Origin of the sequence: Alteromonas sp. RKMC-009, assembly GCF_003584565.2 — a bacterium.
GTDB lineage: Bacteria > Pseudomonadota > Gammaproteobacteria > Enterobacterales > Alteromonadaceae > Alteromonas.
Map to the genome: position 1 here is coordinate 474,649 of NZ_CP031010.1, position 18,305 is coordinate 492,953.

Consider the following 18,305-nt stretch of genomic DNA (forward strand, 5'->3'; position numbering starts at 1 on the left):
CCTTATCTTACTTTTATCCGTTGCCAGAACAGTAAGGCGAGGCCTGCAACAATACACAGTATACCCAGCCAGAGTGTCAGTTCCGCTGTGGTGGCGGTTTGCGGATATTGCAGTTGCTGATGTGACATGCCCTGCGGCAGTTGATTCGCTACCCGCAGACGGAGCGGTGGACGGGGGCTGTTTTCATAAGTCACCGGTGACTGATCGATAGCAACAAATGAGGTAAAGCGGGACAACAGACTATGTTGCAACGCCACCGCTGTCACTTGGTCTTTAACCTTTTCTTCACTAAGCGAGCCGATTCGCCCTTCATCTTCAATATGGGCAATTTTTTGTCTGGCCCAGCGTGCGCCGGCGCCGCTGCCTTCCGGCATATCCGATGACGTGAGCGTTTGCGACCAGAGCTGACTGGCGGTTTCACCGCTTACGGTGACACTGCTGACAGGCGTTTTTGTGGAGGCAAAAGACAGCAGGGGTTCGTTAAGATACAAATCCGGCGTATTTGCAGGATAGACCTCTGCATCTTCCGGCCAGCCCGGCTGGATGTTTTTGGCTGCACTGTGGTTAAGCTTTGCGAACAGACTGTTCATCTGCGGGGCAATATCCTGCGGATTGGCAATAAATTCATAGGTGCCACGGCCAGCCTGCGCAGCCTTATGCATGAAGTAACTGTTGGGAGCAGAGCCAATCCCCACTGTGAATAACCGCGATGTGCCTGCGAAGTTGCTGATCAGGCTGAACAGCTCTGCCTCGTTACCCACAGCTCCGTCAGTGATGAATACCACCTGGTGGAGGCGTTCATTCCGCGGATTCTGTGCAAAGGCTGCAGTCAGCGCAGGTACCATTTGTGTACCGCCATCGGCCTGCAACTGATTTACCCATTGCCGCGCCGCTTGTCTGGCGGGAGGCGTTGCAATATTTGCCTCTGCGAACATCAGCGAAAAACGGTCACTAAACGCGATAACGTTAAAAAGGTCGGTATCCTTAAGCTTATCAATAGCAGTAATCAAACCCGATTTAGCCTGAATAATTGATTGCCCCTGCATCGAGCCTGATGTGTCGATGACAAATGTGATGTCGCGGGGCAGCGTTTGCGGCTGTGTGATGGCGGGGGGCATCACCATTAGCAGGGAAAAGTAATCATCACCGGATTGCTCGGTAAAAAGGGCTGCGACCGGTTCTGCAGAAGGGGCAGGGAGCCAGCGAAGCACAAAATCACGGTCCATTTCACTGTGACCCTCTTTAAGGGTGATAGTGAACTTGTCGTTTTGCCTTGTCAGATCGATGTCATGATACAGCGCATACACCGAGGTAAGTGGCATACCACCGTTCAGAGAAATAGTGAGTGCCAGAGGATTCGTTTTTCCACTACCGGGCAGAATAAACGGCGGAAACAGAGCTGCAGGGTCTGCATACCCGGTGGTTGCCGGGGCCTCCGATTCACGGCTGTTCATGTCCACGCCCGGCATGTACCTCGGGGTAAGCGTGGTGGGCAGCCTCCATGAAAATTCGCCCCGGCGGAACTCTGCGATATCAAGAAATTGCAGTGTAACCTCGATGCTTTCTCCCGGTGCGATATGGCTGACTTGCTGCGTAAATAAATTGGGGCGCTGCTGTTCTGTCAGTGCAGCCCGTTTTCCCTGTACCACGGCGTCGCGGTATAGGCGGCGGGCTTCCTGCCGTGGCTTGATAATGCCTTCAATCACCCGTGAGCCGGTACGGATAGTCATATGAGTAACAGCCGCCTTGTCCGGTAGCGGAAAGGTGTACACACCATTGACCGGCCCGTTGCTCTGGTTTTTAAAAATCTGCCGGTACGTCACGTTCACCAGTACGCCGTTGATCTGAACATCTGCATCCGTGAGTACATGTAAAGCGGCCTGCCCGTTTGCGTCGTTGCTTTGTAACGTCATGTTACCGGACTGGTAGCGGGGTAGTGTGTCAGCAAACGAAGCAAAAGCCGGCCACATGAAAAGTATTAGCAGCAACAAATTAAAGTGGCTGCGGGCAGGGCAGCGGCGGATGGGATTCGTGAACATGAGTGTCTTCCGTTACGGTGTGTAGGGTTATTTCAGCACCGTAATCTGGCAAGCTTGCGGAGGATATGTGGCGAAGAAGCAATGAATTCAGGCGAATTATGGAGTAAAGTGAAAGATATTCCTCTACACACACAGCAACACGGTTCTGAGTTATCTATGTCGCACCGGACTAGCCGTAAAAACAGCATGTTAACAGCACCTTACCGGTGGTGTTTAATGCTGGGTGCCTGTGTGAGTCTGACGCTTGGGTTTATTGGTGTGGTCGTGCCGGGTATGCCGACCACGGTCTTCGTGCTGATTGCTGCCTGGCTGGCGGCCCGCAGTTCACCGTCGCTGGCTTTATGGCTGGATAATCACAAAGTCACCGGACCGATAATTCATCACTGGCGAAACGGGCGCTGTATGCCGCGCAGTGCAAAATATGCTGCTACGGCAGGTATGTCATTGTCAGCGGTGATCATGGCAGTAACAGCCACGCCGGTTTGGGTGATGGCCGGTACGGATATCATGATGTTGTGTGTGCTTATCTGGTTGTGGCGTCTGCCGGAACCTGAGTTGCCGGATGGTAAAGCCTGACATGACAAAGTCTGCTGGTCATGAAGCAACACTCCGACACTTACAACTGACACTCTATGCGATGCAAAGCCGGTTCGAAGCGGGGATCAGCGAGTTTGAGCTTATCAGCCTGTTGCAAAAACCACCGTATTCCCTTTTCGATGAAACCGCTTTGCGCGACAGCCTGGCGCTGTTCCGTTGTCACTTTATTCTGTTCCATTGTCTTTACCGTCTTCAGGATGAGTGGCTGGCGGAAAAGCTGGGCTTACTGAATATTCATACGACGTTCATCCGGCTGGAACCCTTGCCGGTATCAACAGAAACCCCGGTACTGGCGGATCCGCTGCGGGATTACTATCTGGATTGGAACAACTTTGACAGCACCGGCAAAGAAGATGTGGATGCGCTGATAGACAGTTTCTGGGTCAAAATGGGCAGCGGCATTCACATGTCCGCAGACGAAAACACGATTAATGAAGCACGCAATGTGCTTGAGATCGCACCGGATGTACGACTGACCCGCAGCCTGATAAAGAAACAGTATCGTCATTTGCTGCACAGGCACCATCCTGACAAAGGCGGGGAGAATCCGGTTGCTGCTGAACTGGTGAGGGCCTGTGAAGTATTACTGAGTGCGGTTAAGCAGGAACCGCTGGCCTAAACATTATCGGTACGTAATCCGCCGAAATAGATTTTCATCAGGATGGGGGCTTTCGTGGTGATGTCGAAAGCTTCCGGCGCTTCCAGATATTCCGACAAAATACCACGCATAAAACAGTTCATCGCCAGGGTGTAATCTTCCGGTGTAATGTCCGCAGACAACTGGCCTAATTTAATGGCCCGTTTGTAGTAGGCAGAGAACGCCTGAATCTTGTCGTACTTTGCCGTAGTGTGCTTTTCCTGACTACACTTTAAGTCACCACTGTAATCACACTTTAACATGAAAAGTGTAAGTGTTTTACGTAGTTGCTCATCTTGATCGAGATCGAGGAATATGTTCGTACATAACTCCTGTAACTGACCGACAGGATTGGGGTGTTCAGCTTCCAGTCCTTCCATGATCCGTTCGATAAAAGGAGTATGCAGGTTCTCATGGAGCGCATCGAAGATCTCCATTTTGTTTTTAAAGTGCCAGTACACGGCACCCCTTGTCACATCTGCCTTGCGGGCGATTTCTTCAAGGGATGCTTTAGCAACACCGCGCTCTGTAAAAACATCGACAGCGGCCTTTAATATGGTCTGTTTTGTGAGCTCAGCATCTTCTTTTGTTCTGCGCATCGTATTCTCCGCGAGATTGACAACATACATACAAGAACGTATCTTTAGAAGGTAAACCTTTAATGTGCAATTGTCCAGCCCCCGTGGCTGTATCAGGAAGACTTATTGTTATGAAAAAACTGTTTTTAACTGCCGTCACAGCGATAGCGCTGGCCGTTGCCGGTGGCTGTTCTGACCAAAACGGGCAACAAGCCGCTCAGGCAAGCCAGGGTGGTCAGCAACCCGCACCTTCTGTGTCTGTAGTGACAATTGCCAGTCAGCAGGTAGAGCACACGGTTACACTGCCCGGGCGTGTAAGCCCGATGCGCCAGTCGCAGGTGCGTCCGCAGGTAGAAGGTGTGCTGACCGAACGTTTGTTTGAAGAAGGTGCGTTGGTGGAAAAAGGCCAGCAACTTTACCAAATCGATGACGCCCGTTTCGCTGCGCAACTGGCCAGTGCTAAAGCTGATCTGAAAAGTGCGCAGGCGAGTTTGAAAACGCTGGAAGCACGTTCAGCCCGTTATAAAGATTTGCTCAGCCGCAACGCCGTCAGCCGTCAGGAGTATGATGATGCACTGGCTGAAGCCGAGCAGGCAGAAGCGCAAATCAGTGTCGCTCAGGCCGCGGTAGATTTAGCCAAAGTGGATTTAGACTACACCAAAGTGTATGCCCCTATCAGCGGTCAGATTAGCCGCAGTTATGTCACCGTTGGTTCACTGGTAACAGCCAATCAGGAACAACAGCTGGCTACCATTACCCAGTTGAATCCGGTTTATGTTGATATGCAGCAAAGCGGAAAAGGTGTTCTGACACTGCGTAAAGCGATGCAGCAAAGCGGCACACTGCCGGTGAAACTGATTCTGGATGAAACCACAGGTGAAGCGTATGAACATCAGGGTGAACTGAAATTCTCTGAAGTGACAGTAGATGAAACAACCGGTGCGGTTGCACTGCGTGCAGAACTGCCTAACCCTGATTCACTGTTGATGCCGGGTCTTTTCGTGAAAGCAACAGTAGTGCTGTCTAACACTGATGAGTTACTGGTACCGCAACGTGCTACCACCCGTCAGCCAGACGGTTCGATTGTGGTCATGACGGTGAATGCGTCGGACAAAGTTGAGCCCCGCCAGATCACTGTATCAGGTGCATGGCAGGATCAGTACATGGTGAAAGGTGGCGTGCAGGCTGGTGACAGAGTCATTGTGACCGGTTATCAGAAAGTGCAGCCGGGTATGCAGGTGAATGCTAAACCCTGGCAGGCCGGTAACGCTCAGGCGAAAAACGGACAGTAAGCGCGACTAATTTTCAGGCAGGAACACATTCTTTATGGCACGTTTTTTTATTGATCGCCCTGTGTTTGCATGGGTGCTGGCTCTGATCACAATCATGGCCGGCCTCTTGTCGATACAAGGTCTTCCCATCGAACAGTATCCCAAGGTTGCCCCTCCCTCGGTAACCATCAGTGCGTCTTATCCGGGCGCCTCTGCGGAAACTATCGAAAATACCGTCACCCAAATCATTGAGCAAAGCCTGTCGGGCATCGACAATCTGCGTTATTTCACATCAAGCAGTGAAAATACCCGGATGACGATTACCCTGACCTTCGAGCCGGGCACTGACCCGGACACTGCGCAGGTTCAGACTCAGAACAAGGTACAAAGCTCCGTCTCCCTGTTACCTACACAGGTTCAGCAGCAGGGCGTAACCGTGACCAAGTCAAACGATACGTTTGCTGTGGTTATCGGTTTCTACTCTAAAGACGGGCGCTTGTCCCAGTTCGATTTGAGTGACCTGCTGGTATCAGAATATCAGGATCCCATTTCCCGTGTGAACGGCGTGGGTACAACCCGTGTATTCGGTGCCCAGCGTTCTATGCGTATCTGGCTGGACCCTGACAAACTGTACAGCTACAACATGACGCCTGTGGATGTTCAGGGCGCAATACAAACTCAGAATACAGACATTTCTGCCGGACAACTGGGTGGCCTGCCGGCCATTGAAGGTCAGCAAATCAATGCCACTATCACGGCGCAGTCTATCTTGCGTACCGTGGAAGATTTCGAAAATATTGTATTGCGGGTTAACACCGACGGTTCACAGGTGCGCGTGAAAGACGTGGCACGGGTTGAACTGGGCTCTGAAAACTACAGCTACATCGCACGTTATAACCGTCAGCCCGCGTCCGGTATGGCGGTATCTCTGGCGACCGGTGCCAACGCTTTGGACACCATTGAGCGGGTAAAAGCCAAAGTGGAAGAAATGGCAGTGAACCTGCCTGACGGTGTTGAAGTGGTGTATCCGGTCGACAGTTCGCCGTTCATCAAACTTTCTATTGAATCAGTGGTTAAAACCCTGCTGGAAGCCATTGTGCTGGTATTCTTCGTGATGCTGCTGTTCCTGCAAAACTGGCGGGCGACACTGGTACCCACCATTGCAGTACCTGTGGTACTGATGGGAACATTCGCGGTTCTGTTTGCCTTCGGCTACAGCATTAACGTACTGACCATGTTTGCTATGGTTCTGGCTATCGGTCTGCTGGTGGATGATGCCATTGTTGTGGTAGAGAACGTTGAACGTATCATGGAAGAAGAGGGGCTTTCTGCCAAGGAAGCAACCCGCAAATCCATGGGACAGATCACCAGCGCGCTGGTGGGTATTGCTGTGGTGCTTTCCACCGTGTTTATCCCGATGGCTTTCTTCAGCGGCTCTGCCGGTTCGATTTACCGTCAGTTCTCAATCACCATTGTTGCAGCCATGAGCTTCTCAGTACTGGTGGCAATTATCTTGTCCCCGTCTTTGTGTGCCGTACTGCTGCGCAAAAAAGATGTGATGAACAAGCGTGAAACGGGTTTCTTCGGCTGGTTTAACCGTAACTTCAACAAAGGTCGTGACGGCTACGAGCGCGCTGCAGTGGGTATGGCGGGTAAAATCAAACGCTTCCTGCTGATTTACGTGGTACTGGTTGGCGGCATGGCGTTTATTTTCAGTCAGCTGGCAGGCTCGTTCTTACCGGATGAAGATCAGGGACGGGTCATGGTTCTGGTTAATGCTCCTCCGGGCGCAACAGCCGGCCGTACGCTGGAATCGATGAAGACGGTGGAAGATTTCTTCCTGGACACCAAAGGCGATGTGGTGAAAGACATGTTCACCATTGTCGGCTTCAGTTTCACCGGTGCTGCGCAGAACTCAGGGATGGCCTTTGCTCACCTGGTCGACTGGGAGAAACGGGACGAGTCCAGCAGTGCGTTTACCGTTATTAACCAGGCCTACGGTGCTCTGGGACAAATCGAAGATGCCATGGCATTCCCGATTTTACCGCCACCAATCCGTGAATTGGGTAACGCAACGGGCTTTGATTTCCAACTGGTAGATCGCGCCGGTAACGGCCACGAAGCCCTGATGAATGCCCGTAACCAGTTCCTGGGCATGGCGGCGCAGAATCCGAAGCTGGTGGGTGTACGCCCGAACGGTCTGAGCGACGTGCCTCAGTTCAAGATTAACATCGACAGTGAAAAAGCGTCTGCACTTGGCCTGTCACTCAGTGATATTAACAGCACGCTCAGCATCGCCTGGGGTTCTACTTATGTGAATGACTTCATTGACGCCGGACGTATCAAGCGTGTGTATATGCAGGCTGACGCCGCTTACCGTATGGATCCTGAAGATCTGGAAAAATGGTTCGTGCGCAACAGTGATGGTGACATGGTAGCGTTCAGCGCGTTCTCTACAGTGGAGTGGAATTACGGCTCGCCTAAACTGGAACGTTTCAACGGTGTCTCTGCTGTGAATATTCAGGGTAGTCCTGCACCCGGCGTATCGTCAGGTGAGGCAATGGCCGTGGCACAGGAATTGGTGAAGCAGTTACCACCGGGCTTCGGTCTGGAATGGTCCGGCTTGTCTTATGAAGAACAGGCCGCCGGTTCGCAGGCGCCTATGCTTTATGCATTGTCTATTCTGGTGGTATTCCTGTGTTTGGCTGCACTATATGAAAGCTGGTCTGTACCATTCGCCGTCATGCTGGTGGTACCGTTAGGTATTTTAGGTTCGGTAGTTGCCGCCTGGTTATTCGGTTTGCCGAACGACGTTTACCTGCAGGTAGCGTTCCTGACCACAGTAGGTCTGGCAGCGAAAAACGCCATTCTGATTGTGGAATTCGCTAAGGAACAGTACGAGCACGGTATGGACTTAATGGAAGCGGTATCGACTGCCGCCAAGCAACGTTTCCGTCCTATCCTGATGACGTCCATGGCCTTCATTCTGGGTGTAACGCCGCTGGCTATTTCCTCCGGCGCGGGCTCTGAAAGCCAGAACGCTATCGGTATCGCTGTAATGGGTGGTATGTTCGCGGCAACCTTCCTGGCTATCTTCTTCGTACCTATGTTCTATGTGATGGTCGTCAAGTGGTTTGGCGCAAAGAAAGCCACTGAAGAAGAGTAATCCGAAGTACTTCTGAATGACGCCGCCCTGCAGCTTGCAGGGCGGCGTTTTTATTTCCCGCCTTTTAATCGCTTTGCGTGTCTGTCCCGTGTCCGCTTTTAGTCTTAAAAATTAATTCCGATCAATACCTTCAGAGCAGAATATGGCAAGATGCCGGTCATGCTGTAAAACGTATTGATGCGGAGAATGCTGACATGGCTGTGGTTTTACCTCCAAAACCGGTATGGAACCAACTCATCAAATCGGGCTGTCGTGTATTTGTAGGCGGTAATGCCTCTGTACCTTATGCCCTCATTCAGGATCTTATCGATCACAGTACAGGCTTCAGTGACATTGAAATGGTGCACATGCTGGCGTTGGGCGACACGCGCTGGGCAAAGGAGCAACACAGGCAACTGTTTAAAGTAAACACCTTTTTTATCGGTGGCGAAGAAGTACGCCGTGCTGTGGACGAAGGAAGGGCCGATTACACGCCGGTATTCTTATCTGAAATATCCAGCCTGTTTACTGACGGCACACTGCAACTGGATGCAGTGCTGGTAAACGTGAGTCCGCCGGATGAACACGGTTACTGCTCGTTAGGTGCATCGGTGGATATATGCATGTCGGCAGTCCGGCATTGCGATATCGTGATTGCGCAAATCAATGAGTCTGTTCCCCGCACATCAGGACATTCCTACATTCACATCAGTGAAATTACTGCATGTATTCAGGCGGACCAGGAGCTGGTTGAGGTAGCGCCGCCACCCATAGACAGCATTACCGAAAGGATTGGGCAATACGTGGCGATGCTGGTGGAAGACGGCTCAACCCTGCAATTCGGCATCGGTAAAATTCCCAGCGCCACATTAAAATACTTACTGCATCATAAAGACCTGGGCATTCACAGTGAAATGCTCACAGACAGTATTATTGAAGTGATTGAATCCGGCGCGATTTCCAACCGGAAGAAAACTTTTCACCCTGGCAAAGTGGTGACCAGCTTTGCTATCGGTACCCGCAAATTATATGACTTTATTGATAACAACCCGCATATTGAGTTTTACCCCAGCAGTTATGTGAATAAGCCTACCAACATCGCCAAAAACGACAAAATGGTAGCCATAAACAGTGCTCTTGAAGTGGATCTCACCGGACAGGTGGTGGCTGATTCCATTGGTTACGATTTTTACAGCGGCATTGGCGGACAGGTTGATTTTGTCAGCGGCGCGTCTATGAGCAAAGGCGGCAAGCCCATCATTGCTTTGCCTTCTACGGCAAAGAACGAAACGGTATCCCGTATAAAACCCTGTATCACAGAAGGGGCGGGCGTGGTGACCAGCCGGGGAAATGTACACTACGTGGTAACGGAATACGGCGTGGCGTCTTTGCGGGGTAAGAGTATCCGCGAGCGCGCCATGGAGCTTATCCGTGTGGCGCACCCGAAATTCCGGGGTCAGTTACTGGAAGAAGTCCGCAAGAATTACTGGGTGCCCCATTATCAGGAAAAGTACCCGACGGATATTCCTGAACTGGGCGCGATTCAGTTACAGAAGCTGGTGATCCAGGGTGAAACCTATTATCTGCGGCCGCTGAATCCGGCAGATGAACGCCGTCTGCAGGAGTTTTTCTATTCCCACACGAAAGAGACGCTGCGCCTGCGTTACAACTATGACCCTAAGCAAATGTCACGGGAGAAATCCTGTAATCTGGTGAGCGTGGATCAGCGCACTGATGCGGCGCTGTGCATTGTGCGTCAGGAAGGTTCGCGGATCACGATTCACGCGGTAGGCCGGTTCTACTTTAATCCTGAAGATAATTCCTGCGAAGCGGCATTTGTTACCCGTGAAAATCAGCAAGGGAAGGGCATGGCCAAGTTGCTCTTGTCCCGCCTGATTGATATCGCCAAAGCCAGAAAGATGCGTCGCATGCTGGCCTATGTGCGGGCTGAAAATAAGCCGATGATTGCGATTTTCGAGAATGCTAATTTTAAGCGCCTGTTTTCCAGTGATCCCAGCGATGTTGAACTGGAATTGAAACTGGAGGATGAAGCGTGACAGTGAGGATATTTCGCGGCAAGGACTGCCTGCATCATGATGTGGGGCATGACCATCCGGAGTCGCCGGACCGCTTGTATGCCATCGACGATCAGTTACTGGCGTCAGGTCTGGAAATGACCTGCCAGCATGCCGATGCCAAACCCTGTAAAAAGGAACATCTGGTCTTAGCCCATGACCCCTACTATGTCGACAGTATTTTTGAACGCTCGCCGAAAACGGGTCTGGTGTGGGTGGAAGACGATACCGGTATGACTCCCATTACGCTGAGCGCTGCGCTGTATGCTGCCGGTGCCGGTATAGACGCAGTAGACTGGGTAATGGACGGAGAAGACCGGCAGGCATTTTGTGCCGTGCGCCCGCCAGGTCACCACGCAGAATACGCATCGGCCATGGGATTCTGCCTGTTTAACAACATCGCTGTCGCCGCCCGTTACGCATTAAAGCATTATGATTTAAGCCGGGTAGCTATTGTCGATTTTGACGTACACCACGGTAATGGCACGGAGAATATTATTGCCGGTGATGAGCGCATTATGATGTGCTCATCGTTTCAGCACCCGTTCTATCCCCATAGCGGCGCACCGGTTTCTGCCAGCAACATTCTCGGTGTGCCACTGGACGCGGGAGCTACGGGTGAAGCATTCCGGGAAAAAGTGTCTTACTGGTTCGATGCACTGAAGAACTACAAACCCGAGCTGATCCTGATTTCTGCCGGGTTCGATGCCCATGCAGAAGACCACATGGCGCATTTACGCTTGCGGGAAGACGATTACAAGTGGATCTCCGCAGAACTGCGAAAAGTCGCTGACGCCTGCTGCCACGGCAGAATCGTGAGCACACTGGAAGGTGGCTACAACCACAGCGCCCTGGCCCGCTCCGTTGTCGCTCATATCAAGGGTTTACAGGGCGACGCTAACGAAACCGGCGGCGCGTGATCCTAATTAGCCGTGGTGGTCGTTTTCGCGAACGGGGGGAGGTGTTGCCTGCAAAACTTACTACGGCATGTGTTCGTATAGAGCCGCAGGGAGCAAAGTAACCCGCAAAACCGGTAAAGCCTGATTAACCGTGGTGGTCATTTTCGCGTGCGGGGAGAGAGGTTGCCTGCAAAACTCGCTGTAAATCCATCCCTGGAAGCTCGGCAGCCGCATCCATGCGGCTGACGGTTTTGCAGGCAACCTCTCTCCCTCTCGCTGGCACAGACTCCAGACAATCAGCTTTTAACTGCGCAATAGCAGCCTTCGCCGGCTATGTTAAGCATTGCGCCGTTGAAATCCGGTTTTTGAACTTCTGCCGCGATAGTGGTGACCAGATCATCGCCGGTATAGCAGCCGAGTCCTGTTGCATAAGCACCCAGATACCGGAGCTGGTTTTTACTGTCGATGACTGCAACGGCGGGAAAGCTGGGGATTTCGGCGGCGAGGGATGAGTATTCGTTGATGTTCAGTGTTTTAAAAACATAACCATTATCCTGCAGCAGGTTTGTCAGCTCTTTCTGATGCTGCCGGCTCAGGGAATTGCAGAAGCAGGGCGTGTCTGCCTCGAAATGGACGATGGTGCCGGGAGTGATGCCTGCCTCTGCCATTTCAGAAACAAAACGTGTATCGAAGTCTTTGTCCTGCGAAGCGGACGTGAGGGTAAGGTCGGGATCGAAAGGGACTGTCTGATTACCGCCGTATACCCACAGACCGGTCATTAGTACGCAAAGCCAGGCAATCATCAACAGCCAGCTGGCTTTGCCCTTCATCATACGCTGAATTTCTGTATGGCTGCCTGCATGTCCCTGCACAGTGAAGAAAGTTGTACTACCTGTTGCTCAAGTTGCGCTGCTGTGGCGGCTTCTTCCTGAGATAGTTCGTGCATTTTCGCCGTACTTTCCGCAATAGACTGGGAAGCGGCTTCCTGTTCAACGGCAGAACTTGCCACTTCAGTCATGTGCTCAGAGGCCGACGTAATTTGTTCTTCAATTTCAGACATGGCTGAGCTGGCATTGGAGGAATCTTCTACAGCCTTGTCTACCAGAGTAATACAGGTCTGCATCTGCTCCACGGAGCTGGCGGTACTGGCAACTAACTGTTCGGTAATGGTGGTGATTTCATCCGCACTTTCTTTCGAGCGGATTGCCAGCGTGCGAACTTCGTCTGCTACTACAGCGAAACCGCGACCATGTTCGCCGGCACGGGCGGACTCAATTGCCGCGTTCAGGGCCAGCAGGTTTGTTTGCTCGGCTACCGCGGTGATAGAGCGCATGGCATCTGAAATGTTACTACACCGTTCATTGAGTTCGGCATTGGTTTTTGCTGCCTGAGTCAGCACACTCTTAAGCGAAGCGATGGAGCTTGCCGTTGCATCTATGGCTTGCTTGGAATCGCCGGTGAGTGAGGAAGCCTGACTGGTTTTATCGTTGGCAAGCTGGGTTCTTTCTGTCGTCAGTTGCATCGACACTGCAATTTCTTCAGACGCGGATGAAACGCTGCTGACCTCATTGGCACTTTCGGCACTGGTACGGCTCAGTTCTACCGTAGCTGACTTTATCACTTCACTGGACGAGGCTACTTTGTCTGTTAACTGGCGGGCATTGGCCACCAGAGACTTAATTTGCATGAGCAAATCAGCAAACTGACTGATGCCTTTGTTGTCCTGCGGGATTTTAATAGTCAGGTCAATGCGGTCCCTTTGTGCGAGAACCTGAGACACTGTATTACTGAGGGCAAACGCATTGACGCCTTCGTCGTGGGAGCGTTTGGCAACATACATAAGCGCCACACATTCAGCAATAGCGAACAGGGCATGTAAAACCAGAATGAAGAAAGTGATGTGCCCTTCTTCAAAGATGAAAACACCCGCTCCCTGAGTCTGCAGTACGAAGAAGCCGATGTGATGAACCGCTACAACGGCGGTAGCAATGCCAATTACCAGCCAGTCCCGGAATACAACCAGGATGGCCAGAAGAACGAAAATTTCGAAGTGCCACTCAATGAGACCAAAGGTCTGGTTGATGTGCAGCGCTGTCATCAACTGCACGGCAATAGCGATTGTCGCCCGGCTTAGCAGAGAGCCCGGTTGGGTAAAACTGAAAAACAGCGGCAGTGCAATAATAGGTAAACCGAAGATAAAGGCGGGTAACAGTTCGCCGGTGTAAAAACCGATTGCAACAGCAAGCGCAAACTGCACGGGCAATATAATGCGAAAGATCCTGTGACCGTCAAGAATCCAGGGATATTGCATGGGGCGTCCTCAATGTAACTATCTACGCACTGAGTATAGGTCAACTTTCTGTCAACGATGTGCGCCAGATCAAATTAATGCATAGCATAGTACGCATATGTGCACTGCTCCATGGCACTTTTGTCTAATCAGGCGCAATTGTCGTTTAAATTGTTCGTATTACAGCCACCGCTTCCACAGCATCGCAATCAGCATAACCACGGCCAGTCCGCCCATTGCACTCATTAACAGGGTAAACGCGCCCGGAGATTCTGTCCCCGGCAGTCCTGCCACATTCATGCCGAATACACCGGTAAGAAAAGACAGTGGCAGGAAGATGGCGGTGACCATGGACAGTACATACATTCGCATCCCTTGCTGGTCAGCAATCCGGTTTCTCAACTCATCTTGCAGAACAACAGCCCGTTCGCGGGCTAAATCCAGGTCCTCGACATAGCGGGCTATGCGGTCAGTTTGCTCCCGTAAAAAGAATGCCTGGTCTTGCTCAAGAAATCCTGAGAAACGGAACAGGGTGTCCAGCGCGTCCCGCTGTGGTGCCAGAAAGCGCCGGATTGTCGCTGCCTGCCGGCGCAGGTCTGCGAGACTTTGACGGTCCTGTTTGTTCAGTGAAATATCCTCTTCAAAAGCGATCAGTGCTTCATCAATTTCGTCAACAGCATCGTGAATACGATCAGCAATACGCATCACCAGATCGAGAAGTAAATCTGACGGGGAGGTAGGCGCATTGCCTGATGTCACATCGTCCTGAAGGTTTTGCACCGATAGCAGGCGGCGGTCTTTCCGGCGGGCAGTGACGATAAGGTTTTTCTCACACCAGATCCGTAATGACACCATGTCTTCCGGGTCAGCATCGGGGTTTTTATTGATTCCCCTGAGGTATATCAGCACGCCATGATCCAGCTGCATAGCCCTCGGGCGGGTTTCCGGTGCGCACAGTGCATCACTGATGGCACTGGTTACTGATAAATCTGCCAGAATAGACGCTGAGTCCGGGGCGTCACTTTGTACGTGCACCCATTTGTATTCATCAGGCTGGCAGGGCTTTGTCAGCTCGCTTTGCTCAAGCGCCCGGGCGTGGCCGTCTGCTGAAATAATATAGGCGGTTAAAAATGCTGTACCCGTCATAATATGGGCTCCCTGTGCTGCGTTAATTTTTGCGACTGTGTTAAAGTAGCGCGAGCTAAATTTACCACGAGGTCTTATGCGTAATCTAACCCGTTTCTCCTTTGCGTTAACTGTAGCAATGATGTTTTTTGTTACGCAGGCACAGGCATTTACGTTTCGTTTGTCTCAGCAGGACCTGAATCAGGTCGTGCGGATGACCTTTCCGCAAACACAGTATTACCAGGATATGAAGGTTGTTATCAGCGACCCGTCATTGTTTCTGCAAGCCAATAATAACGTGGCTGTAGAAGTGAATTTGCTGGGTACGCAGGGCGGTCAGAAGATGGAAGCGGCAGCCAGATTAAGTGGTGAGCTGTTTTATGACGGCAGTAAAGGCGAGTTGCAAATCATCCGTCCCAAACTGGATGATTTTAACGTGTTGAGCAGCACACTGGATAACGAGAAGGACATCCTGCGCTGGGCTGAACAGCTTAAAGGGCAGTCTGCACCGGTGATCCTGCTGGTGAATTTTAAAGATCTGAACCTGTCCATACTGGGTAACCGTTTGCCACGGGATATGCGGGTGGAAAGTGGTCAACTGGTTATAGAATTTTAATCTGTCCGGACGGAGTAGTTATGTCTGTGATTGCTTTCCTTTCAATGGATACGTCGGCCCTTGAAGATTTCTTCGTTTACGATGAAATGCTTATCCCTCATTTCAACGCACATGGCTACGATGTTGAAACCATTGCCTGGCGGGATGAATCCGTGGACTGGAACAGATTTAGCCATGTGATTGTGAGAAGTCCCTGGGATTATCAGCAGGATCCCGACGGGTTTATTGCGTGCCTTGAGCGCATTGAAGCTTCACAGGCCACGCTACACAACCCGTTGTCACTCATGAAGTGGAACATTGAAAAAACGTATCTGCAGTCGCTGGAAAGTCAGGGCGTACCGGTGGTGCCCACAAGTTGGGCAGACTCTTTTTCGGCAGACTGGTTTATTGAGCAATTTGTAGTATTCAAAACAGACGAACTGGTGATCAAACCGGCGCTGAGCGCCAATGCTGACGATACGTTTCGCATTCATCGCGGTGATGCAGCAGACTATACCGCTCAACTGAATGAGCTTTTTCACAACCGCAAGTTGATGGTGCAGCCTTTTTTACAAAGTGTCACCGGCGAGGGTGAGTACTCACTCTTTTACTTTGGCGGGCAGTACAGTCACACGTTGTTAAAGCAACCAAAGGCGGGCGACTTCAGGGTACAGGAAGAACACGGTGGCAGGTTATCCGCTTTTACCCCTGATGGTGACATGCTAAGTGTTTGTGAAGCAGCACTCAATGCTATGCCTGACTGCTATCTGTATGCGAGAGTCGACCTTATCCGGACTGATACAGGCTGGGCAATTATGGAGCTGGAACTCATTGAGCCATCGCTCTATTTTAATATTGATGAATCCTCCGCCGCCCGTTTTGTTGATGTGTTTGTAAGCCGTCACGGTAAAGGCTGAAGGAAACAAAAAGGGCTGCAGCCGGACTGAGCCCTTATTAATAAAACGCGGCGTTAATCTTTGTCCCGCATTCTTGCGCCGTTACTTACTTTCTCCCGGCTTTGCTGATGATATTGCGGCCGTGGAGCAGGTTGTTGGCGGGAGACATTATTTTTCCCCGCATACTGATTTCTGCTTGCGGCTGCGTCTCTGCCATTTCCCTGTGCGTTATAACTGTTCTGAGCCCTGTACTGTTTAACCTGACGGTCCTGCTGTACCGGCTGCGTGTAGCGTTTTACGTCCGGTGACTGGCGTACAATGTTGTTAGTTTCCGGCCCTTTGGCCCGTGGCTCAATTTGACGGTATTGCTTGTCCGGAGTACTGCGCTTATCTGTTTCATTGCCGGAATAGCGTTTCACATGTTTCTGATTGACCGGCTCCTGTCTGTTAACAACAGAGCGGCTTACTACTGCAGGCGCGCTGCGGGGAGAACTGTTGTAGTCCACTTTATGCCTCACAGGCCTTGCGTCATTGATGTAACGGGTGTCTTTCGTGCTGACCACGCGGTCTGAATAGCGCACCCGGCGATGCTCTGCACTATGTTGCCATGGCTGATAATCGCGGCTGTAAGAGCGCTTGATGTCACTACCATAGTAAAAGCGTTTCACCGGCCGGCGGGTAACAATCACATGGCGATCGTGCCAGCTGATACCGCCGAAATAGAAGGTAGTAGACAGCCGGATCCCGGGATTCCAGTAGAATGACGCGGTTTGATGGTAGTGAACAGGGTGATGCCAGTACACAGGGGCGATGGCCGGATGCCACCAGTTGCCGTAAACCACCCGTGTATCGTAGTAGGGAACATACACAATTTCTTTGCGTACCGGTTCAATAACAATCACTTCGCGGTCACGCTCAATGCGCTGATATTCATTGTTTATCAATGTGCCGGCATTCAGTGCGTGCTGACGCAATACCTGAACTCTTGCCAGAACGCGGCTTTGACTGATTAGTACATTGTCGCCAAGGGCCTGTAGCCAGTCGAGATCGTTGCTTAATGTATGCAGTATGTCGCTGAAAGGTACGATTGCTTTAACACTGGGATCCCAGTTGAAATCTTCAATTGCCTCTTCCACTTCCTCACTGTCCATTTCTGCATGATCCTGACGCCAGCGGTCAGCAGCCACCACTTCCAGAGGGTAAGTAGATGCAATGAGAATGTGAGTAAGAATGGTGTCCGGATAGAGGGCAACCGGCGCCAGCAAACTGTCGAGTTCAGCGTCGGTATAGGCCGCGTTCTGCTGCTGTATCTGCTGTGTTTCAGCACTGAGTGCTGTGGATGGCAGTATCAGGGCTCCGGCAGCCAGAGAAGCGATAACGGCAAAGGTAACAGGTTTCATAGTCACTCCGTTATTCCGCAAAATATCACGGAATGTAGTCAGTATATGAAACGTTATAGCCGGTTATACATTAACCAAACCTGAACCAATCCGTTACGGGTGGTTCAGGTTTGTCAGAATTATTTGAACATGTGAGGGTCGAAAACGTGGCCGAGCTTTTCGGTTTTTGTTTTCAGGTAATGTTTATTGTCTTTAGTCATGCCGTGATCGATAGGCTTTCTGGCAACAATTTCGATGCCTAAGTCTTCCAGCGCTTTCAGTTTGCGGGGATTATTCGTCATCAGCTCCACTTTGCCGATTTTCAGTGTGTCCAGCATGAGTTTACAGATATCGTAGCTGCGTAAATCTGCATCAAAACCCAGATGCTCATTCGCTTCAACGGTATCCATGCCGCTGTCCTGCAGGTTGTAAGCGCGGATTTTATTCAACAGGCCAATACCCCGGCCTTCCTGGCGCAAATACAGAATCACGCCGAAACCGTGGTCGACAATATTCTGCATGGCTTTTTCCAGTTGGAAGCCACAATCGCAACGTGTACTGAATAAAGCATCACCGGTAAGGCATTCTGAATGAATACGAATCGGCACAGTATCGCCTTCTTCCCACGAGCCGTAAGATAATGCCACATGTTCCTGCCCGCTTAATTCAACAAAGCCGTGAATGCGGAATTCACCCATACGGGTAGGGAGTTTGGCGGAACTGATATATTCGTATTTAGGTTGCTTACTGGTCATTGCACTTCTATGCCTGCTATTTCA

General features: G+C 51.2%; 15 protein-coding genes. 8 read left to right on the plus strand and 7 right to left on the minus strand.

All coding sequences use genetic code 11. From position 1 onward, the window contains the following. Positions 1 to 2: 2 nt before the first annotated feature. Positions 3 to 2,039, minus strand: coding sequence for a marine proteobacterial sortase target protein (locus DS731_RS02025; protein WP_119499774.1), 2,037 nt, complete (start codon positions 2,037 to 2,039; stop codon positions 3 to 5). An 81-nt stretch (positions 2,040 to 2,120) separates the two neighbouring features. On the opposite strand from DS731_RS02025, the gene DS731_RS02030 reads away from it, so the two are divergent. Further along, positions 2,121 to 2,615: a YbaN family protein gene (locus tag DS731_RS02030; RefSeq protein ID WP_202980699.1), complete on the plus strand. Its 495-nt coding sequence runs from the start codon at positions 2,121 to 2,123 to the stop codon at positions 2,613 to 2,615. A 1-nt stretch (position 2,616) separates the two neighbouring features. Continuing rightward, positions 2,617 to 3,255: a DNA-J related domain-containing protein gene (locus DS731_RS02035; RefSeq protein ID WP_161599075.1), complete on the plus strand. Its 639-nt coding sequence runs from the start codon at positions 2,617 to 2,619 to the stop codon at positions 3,253 to 3,255. On the opposite strand, the gene DS731_RS02040 is transcribed toward DS731_RS02035, so the two are convergent. Then, positions 3,252 to 3,872, minus strand: a complete 621-nt coding sequence (locus DS731_RS02040) for a TetR family transcriptional regulator (RefSeq protein ID WP_119499776.1) — start codon at positions 3,870 to 3,872, stop codon at positions 3,252 to 3,254. The genes DS731_RS02035 and DS731_RS02040 overlap by 4 nt on opposite strands. A 110-nt stretch (positions 3,873 to 3,982) precedes the next feature. Here DS731_RS02040 and DS731_RS02045 point away from each other — a divergent pair, with 110 nt between their 5' ends. The 4 genes from DS731_RS02045 (at position 3,983) to DS731_RS02060 (ending at position 11,262) form a co-directional block, all read left to right on the plus strand. Next, positions 3,983 to 5,143 (plus strand): efflux RND transporter periplasmic adaptor subunit, encoded by a 1,161-nt coding sequence (locus DS731_RS02045; RefSeq protein WP_119499777.1) that lies wholly within the window; start codon positions 3,983 to 3,985, stop codon positions 5,141 to 5,143. Between the two features lie 34 nt (positions 5,144 to 5,177). Then, a complete protein-coding gene (locus DS731_RS02050; protein ID WP_119499778.1) occupies positions 5,178 to 8,288 on the plus strand; it encodes an efflux RND transporter permease subunit in 3,111 nt (1,036 codons plus the stop codon). A gap of 194 nt (positions 8,289 to 8,482) precedes the next feature. After that, positions 8,483 to 10,324, plus strand: coding sequence for a GNAT family N-acetyltransferase (locus DS731_RS02055; RefSeq protein ID WP_119503259.1), 1,842 nt, complete (start codon positions 8,483 to 8,485; stop codon positions 10,322 to 10,324). Further along, positions 10,321 to 11,262, plus strand: a complete 942-nt coding sequence (locus DS731_RS02060; RefSeq protein WP_119499779.1) for a histone deacetylase family protein — start codon at positions 10,321 to 10,323, stop codon at positions 11,260 to 11,262. The genes DS731_RS02055 and DS731_RS02060 overlap by 4 nt, the downstream gene beginning before the upstream one ends. Positions 11,263 to 11,537: 275 nt before the next feature. Here the strand turns inward: DS731_RS02060 and DS731_RS02065 are convergent, their stop codons facing one another. The 3 genes from DS731_RS02065 to DS731_RS02075 all read right to left on the minus strand — a co-directional run bounded on the left by DS731_RS02065 (position 11,538) and on the right by DS731_RS02075 (position 14,677). Then, positions 11,538 to 12,074: a DUF6436 domain-containing protein gene (locus DS731_RS02065; RefSeq protein ID WP_119499780.1), complete on the minus strand. Its 537-nt coding sequence runs from the start codon at positions 12,072 to 12,074 to the stop codon at positions 11,538 to 11,540. Next, positions 12,071 to 13,552, minus strand: coding sequence for a methyl-accepting chemotaxis protein (locus tag DS731_RS02070; protein WP_119499781.1), 1,482 nt, complete (start codon positions 13,550 to 13,552; stop codon positions 12,071 to 12,073). The genes DS731_RS02065 and DS731_RS02070 overlap by 4 nt, the downstream gene beginning before the upstream one ends. A gap of 159 nt (positions 13,553 to 13,711) precedes the next feature. Then, positions 13,712 to 14,677, minus strand: a complete 966-nt coding sequence (locus DS731_RS02075) for a zinc transporter ZntB (RefSeq protein ID WP_119499782.1) — start codon at positions 14,675 to 14,677, stop codon at positions 13,712 to 13,714. A 76-nt stretch (positions 14,678 to 14,753) separates the two neighbouring features. On the opposite strand from DS731_RS02075, the gene DS731_RS02080 reads away from it, so the two are divergent. Both DS731_RS02080 and DS731_RS02085 read left to right on the plus strand, forming a co-directional pair. Beyond that, entirely contained in the window at positions 14,754 to 15,272 is a 519-nt protein-coding gene (locus DS731_RS02080; RefSeq protein WP_119499783.1) for a hypothetical protein, read from the plus strand. Positions 15,273 to 15,292: 20 nt separating this feature from the next. Then, complete coding sequence (locus DS731_RS02085) at positions 15,293 to 16,168, plus strand: ATP-grasp domain-containing protein (protein WP_119499784.1); 876 nt, start codon at positions 15,293 to 15,295, stop codon at positions 16,166 to 16,168. A 53-nt stretch (positions 16,169 to 16,221) separates the two neighbouring features. Here DS731_RS02085 and DS731_RS02090 read toward each other — a convergent pair whose 3' ends face one another. Both DS731_RS02090 and ribA read right to left on the minus strand, forming a co-directional pair. Further along, positions 16,222 to 17,547: a DUF3300 domain-containing protein gene (locus DS731_RS02090; RefSeq protein ID WP_119499785.1), complete on the minus strand. Its 1,326-nt coding sequence runs from the start codon at positions 17,545 to 17,547 to the stop codon at positions 16,222 to 16,224. Positions 17,548 to 17,666: 119 nt separating this feature from the next. After that, entirely contained in the window at positions 17,667 to 18,281 is a 615-nt protein-coding gene (gene ribA, locus DS731_RS02095; protein WP_119499786.1) for a GTP cyclohydrolase II, read from the minus strand. Between the last annotated feature and the right edge of the window lie 24 nt (positions 18,282 to 18,305).

Excerpts from the sequence above, each read along its gene's own strand:
- DS731_RS02065 (WP_119499780.1), bottom strand. The coding sequence starts at position 12,074 with ATGATGAAGGGCAAAGCCAGCTGGCTGTTGATGATTGCCTGGCTTTGC.
- DS731_RS02050 (WP_119499778.1), top strand. The coding sequence starts at position 5,178 with ATGGCACGTTTTTTTATTGATCGCCCTGTGTTTGCATGGGTGCTGGCT.
- DS731_RS02080 (WP_119499783.1), top strand. The coding sequence starts at position 14,754 with ATGCGTAATCTAACCCGTTTCTCCTTTGCGTTAACTGTAGCAATGATG.
- DS731_RS02025 (WP_119499774.1), bottom strand. The coding sequence starts at position 2,039 with ATGTTCACGAATCCCATCCGCCGCTGCCCTGCCCGCAGCCACTTTAAT.
- DS731_RS02035 (WP_161599075.1), top strand. The coding sequence starts at position 2,617 with ATGACAAAGTCTGCTGGTCATGAAGCAACACTCCGACACTTACAACTG.
- ribA (WP_119499786.1), bottom strand. The coding sequence starts at position 18,281 with ATGACCAGTAAGCAACCTAAATACGAATATATCAGTTCCGCCAAACTC.
- DS731_RS02090 (WP_119499785.1), bottom strand. The coding sequence starts at position 17,547 with ATGAAACCTGTTACCTTTGCCGTTATCGCTTCTCTGGCTGCCGGAGCC.
- DS731_RS02070 (WP_119499781.1), bottom strand. The coding sequence starts at position 13,552 with ATGCAATATCCCTGGATTCTTGACGGTCACAGGATCTTTCGCATTATA.
- DS731_RS02045 (WP_119499777.1), top strand. The coding sequence starts at position 3,983 with ATGAAAAAACTGTTTTTAACTGCCGTCACAGCGATAGCGCTGGCCGTT.
- DS731_RS02055 (WP_119503259.1), top strand. The coding sequence starts at position 8,483 with ATGGCTGTGGTTTTACCTCCAAAACCGGTATGGAACCAACTCATCAAA.
- DS731_RS02040 (WP_119499776.1), bottom strand. The coding sequence starts at position 3,872 with ATGCGCAGAACAAAAGAAGATGCTGAGCTCACAAAACAGACCATATTA.
- DS731_RS02075 (WP_119499782.1), bottom strand. The coding sequence starts at position 14,677 with ATGACGGGTACAGCATTTTTAACCGCCTATATTATTTCAGCAGACGGC.
- DS731_RS02085 (WP_119499784.1), top strand. The coding sequence starts at position 15,293 with ATGTCTGTGATTGCTTTCCTTTCAATGGATACGTCGGCCCTTGAAGAT.
- DS731_RS02030 (WP_202980699.1), top strand. The coding sequence starts at position 2,121 with ATGAATTCAGGCGAATTATGGAGTAAAGTGAAAGATATTCCTCTACAC.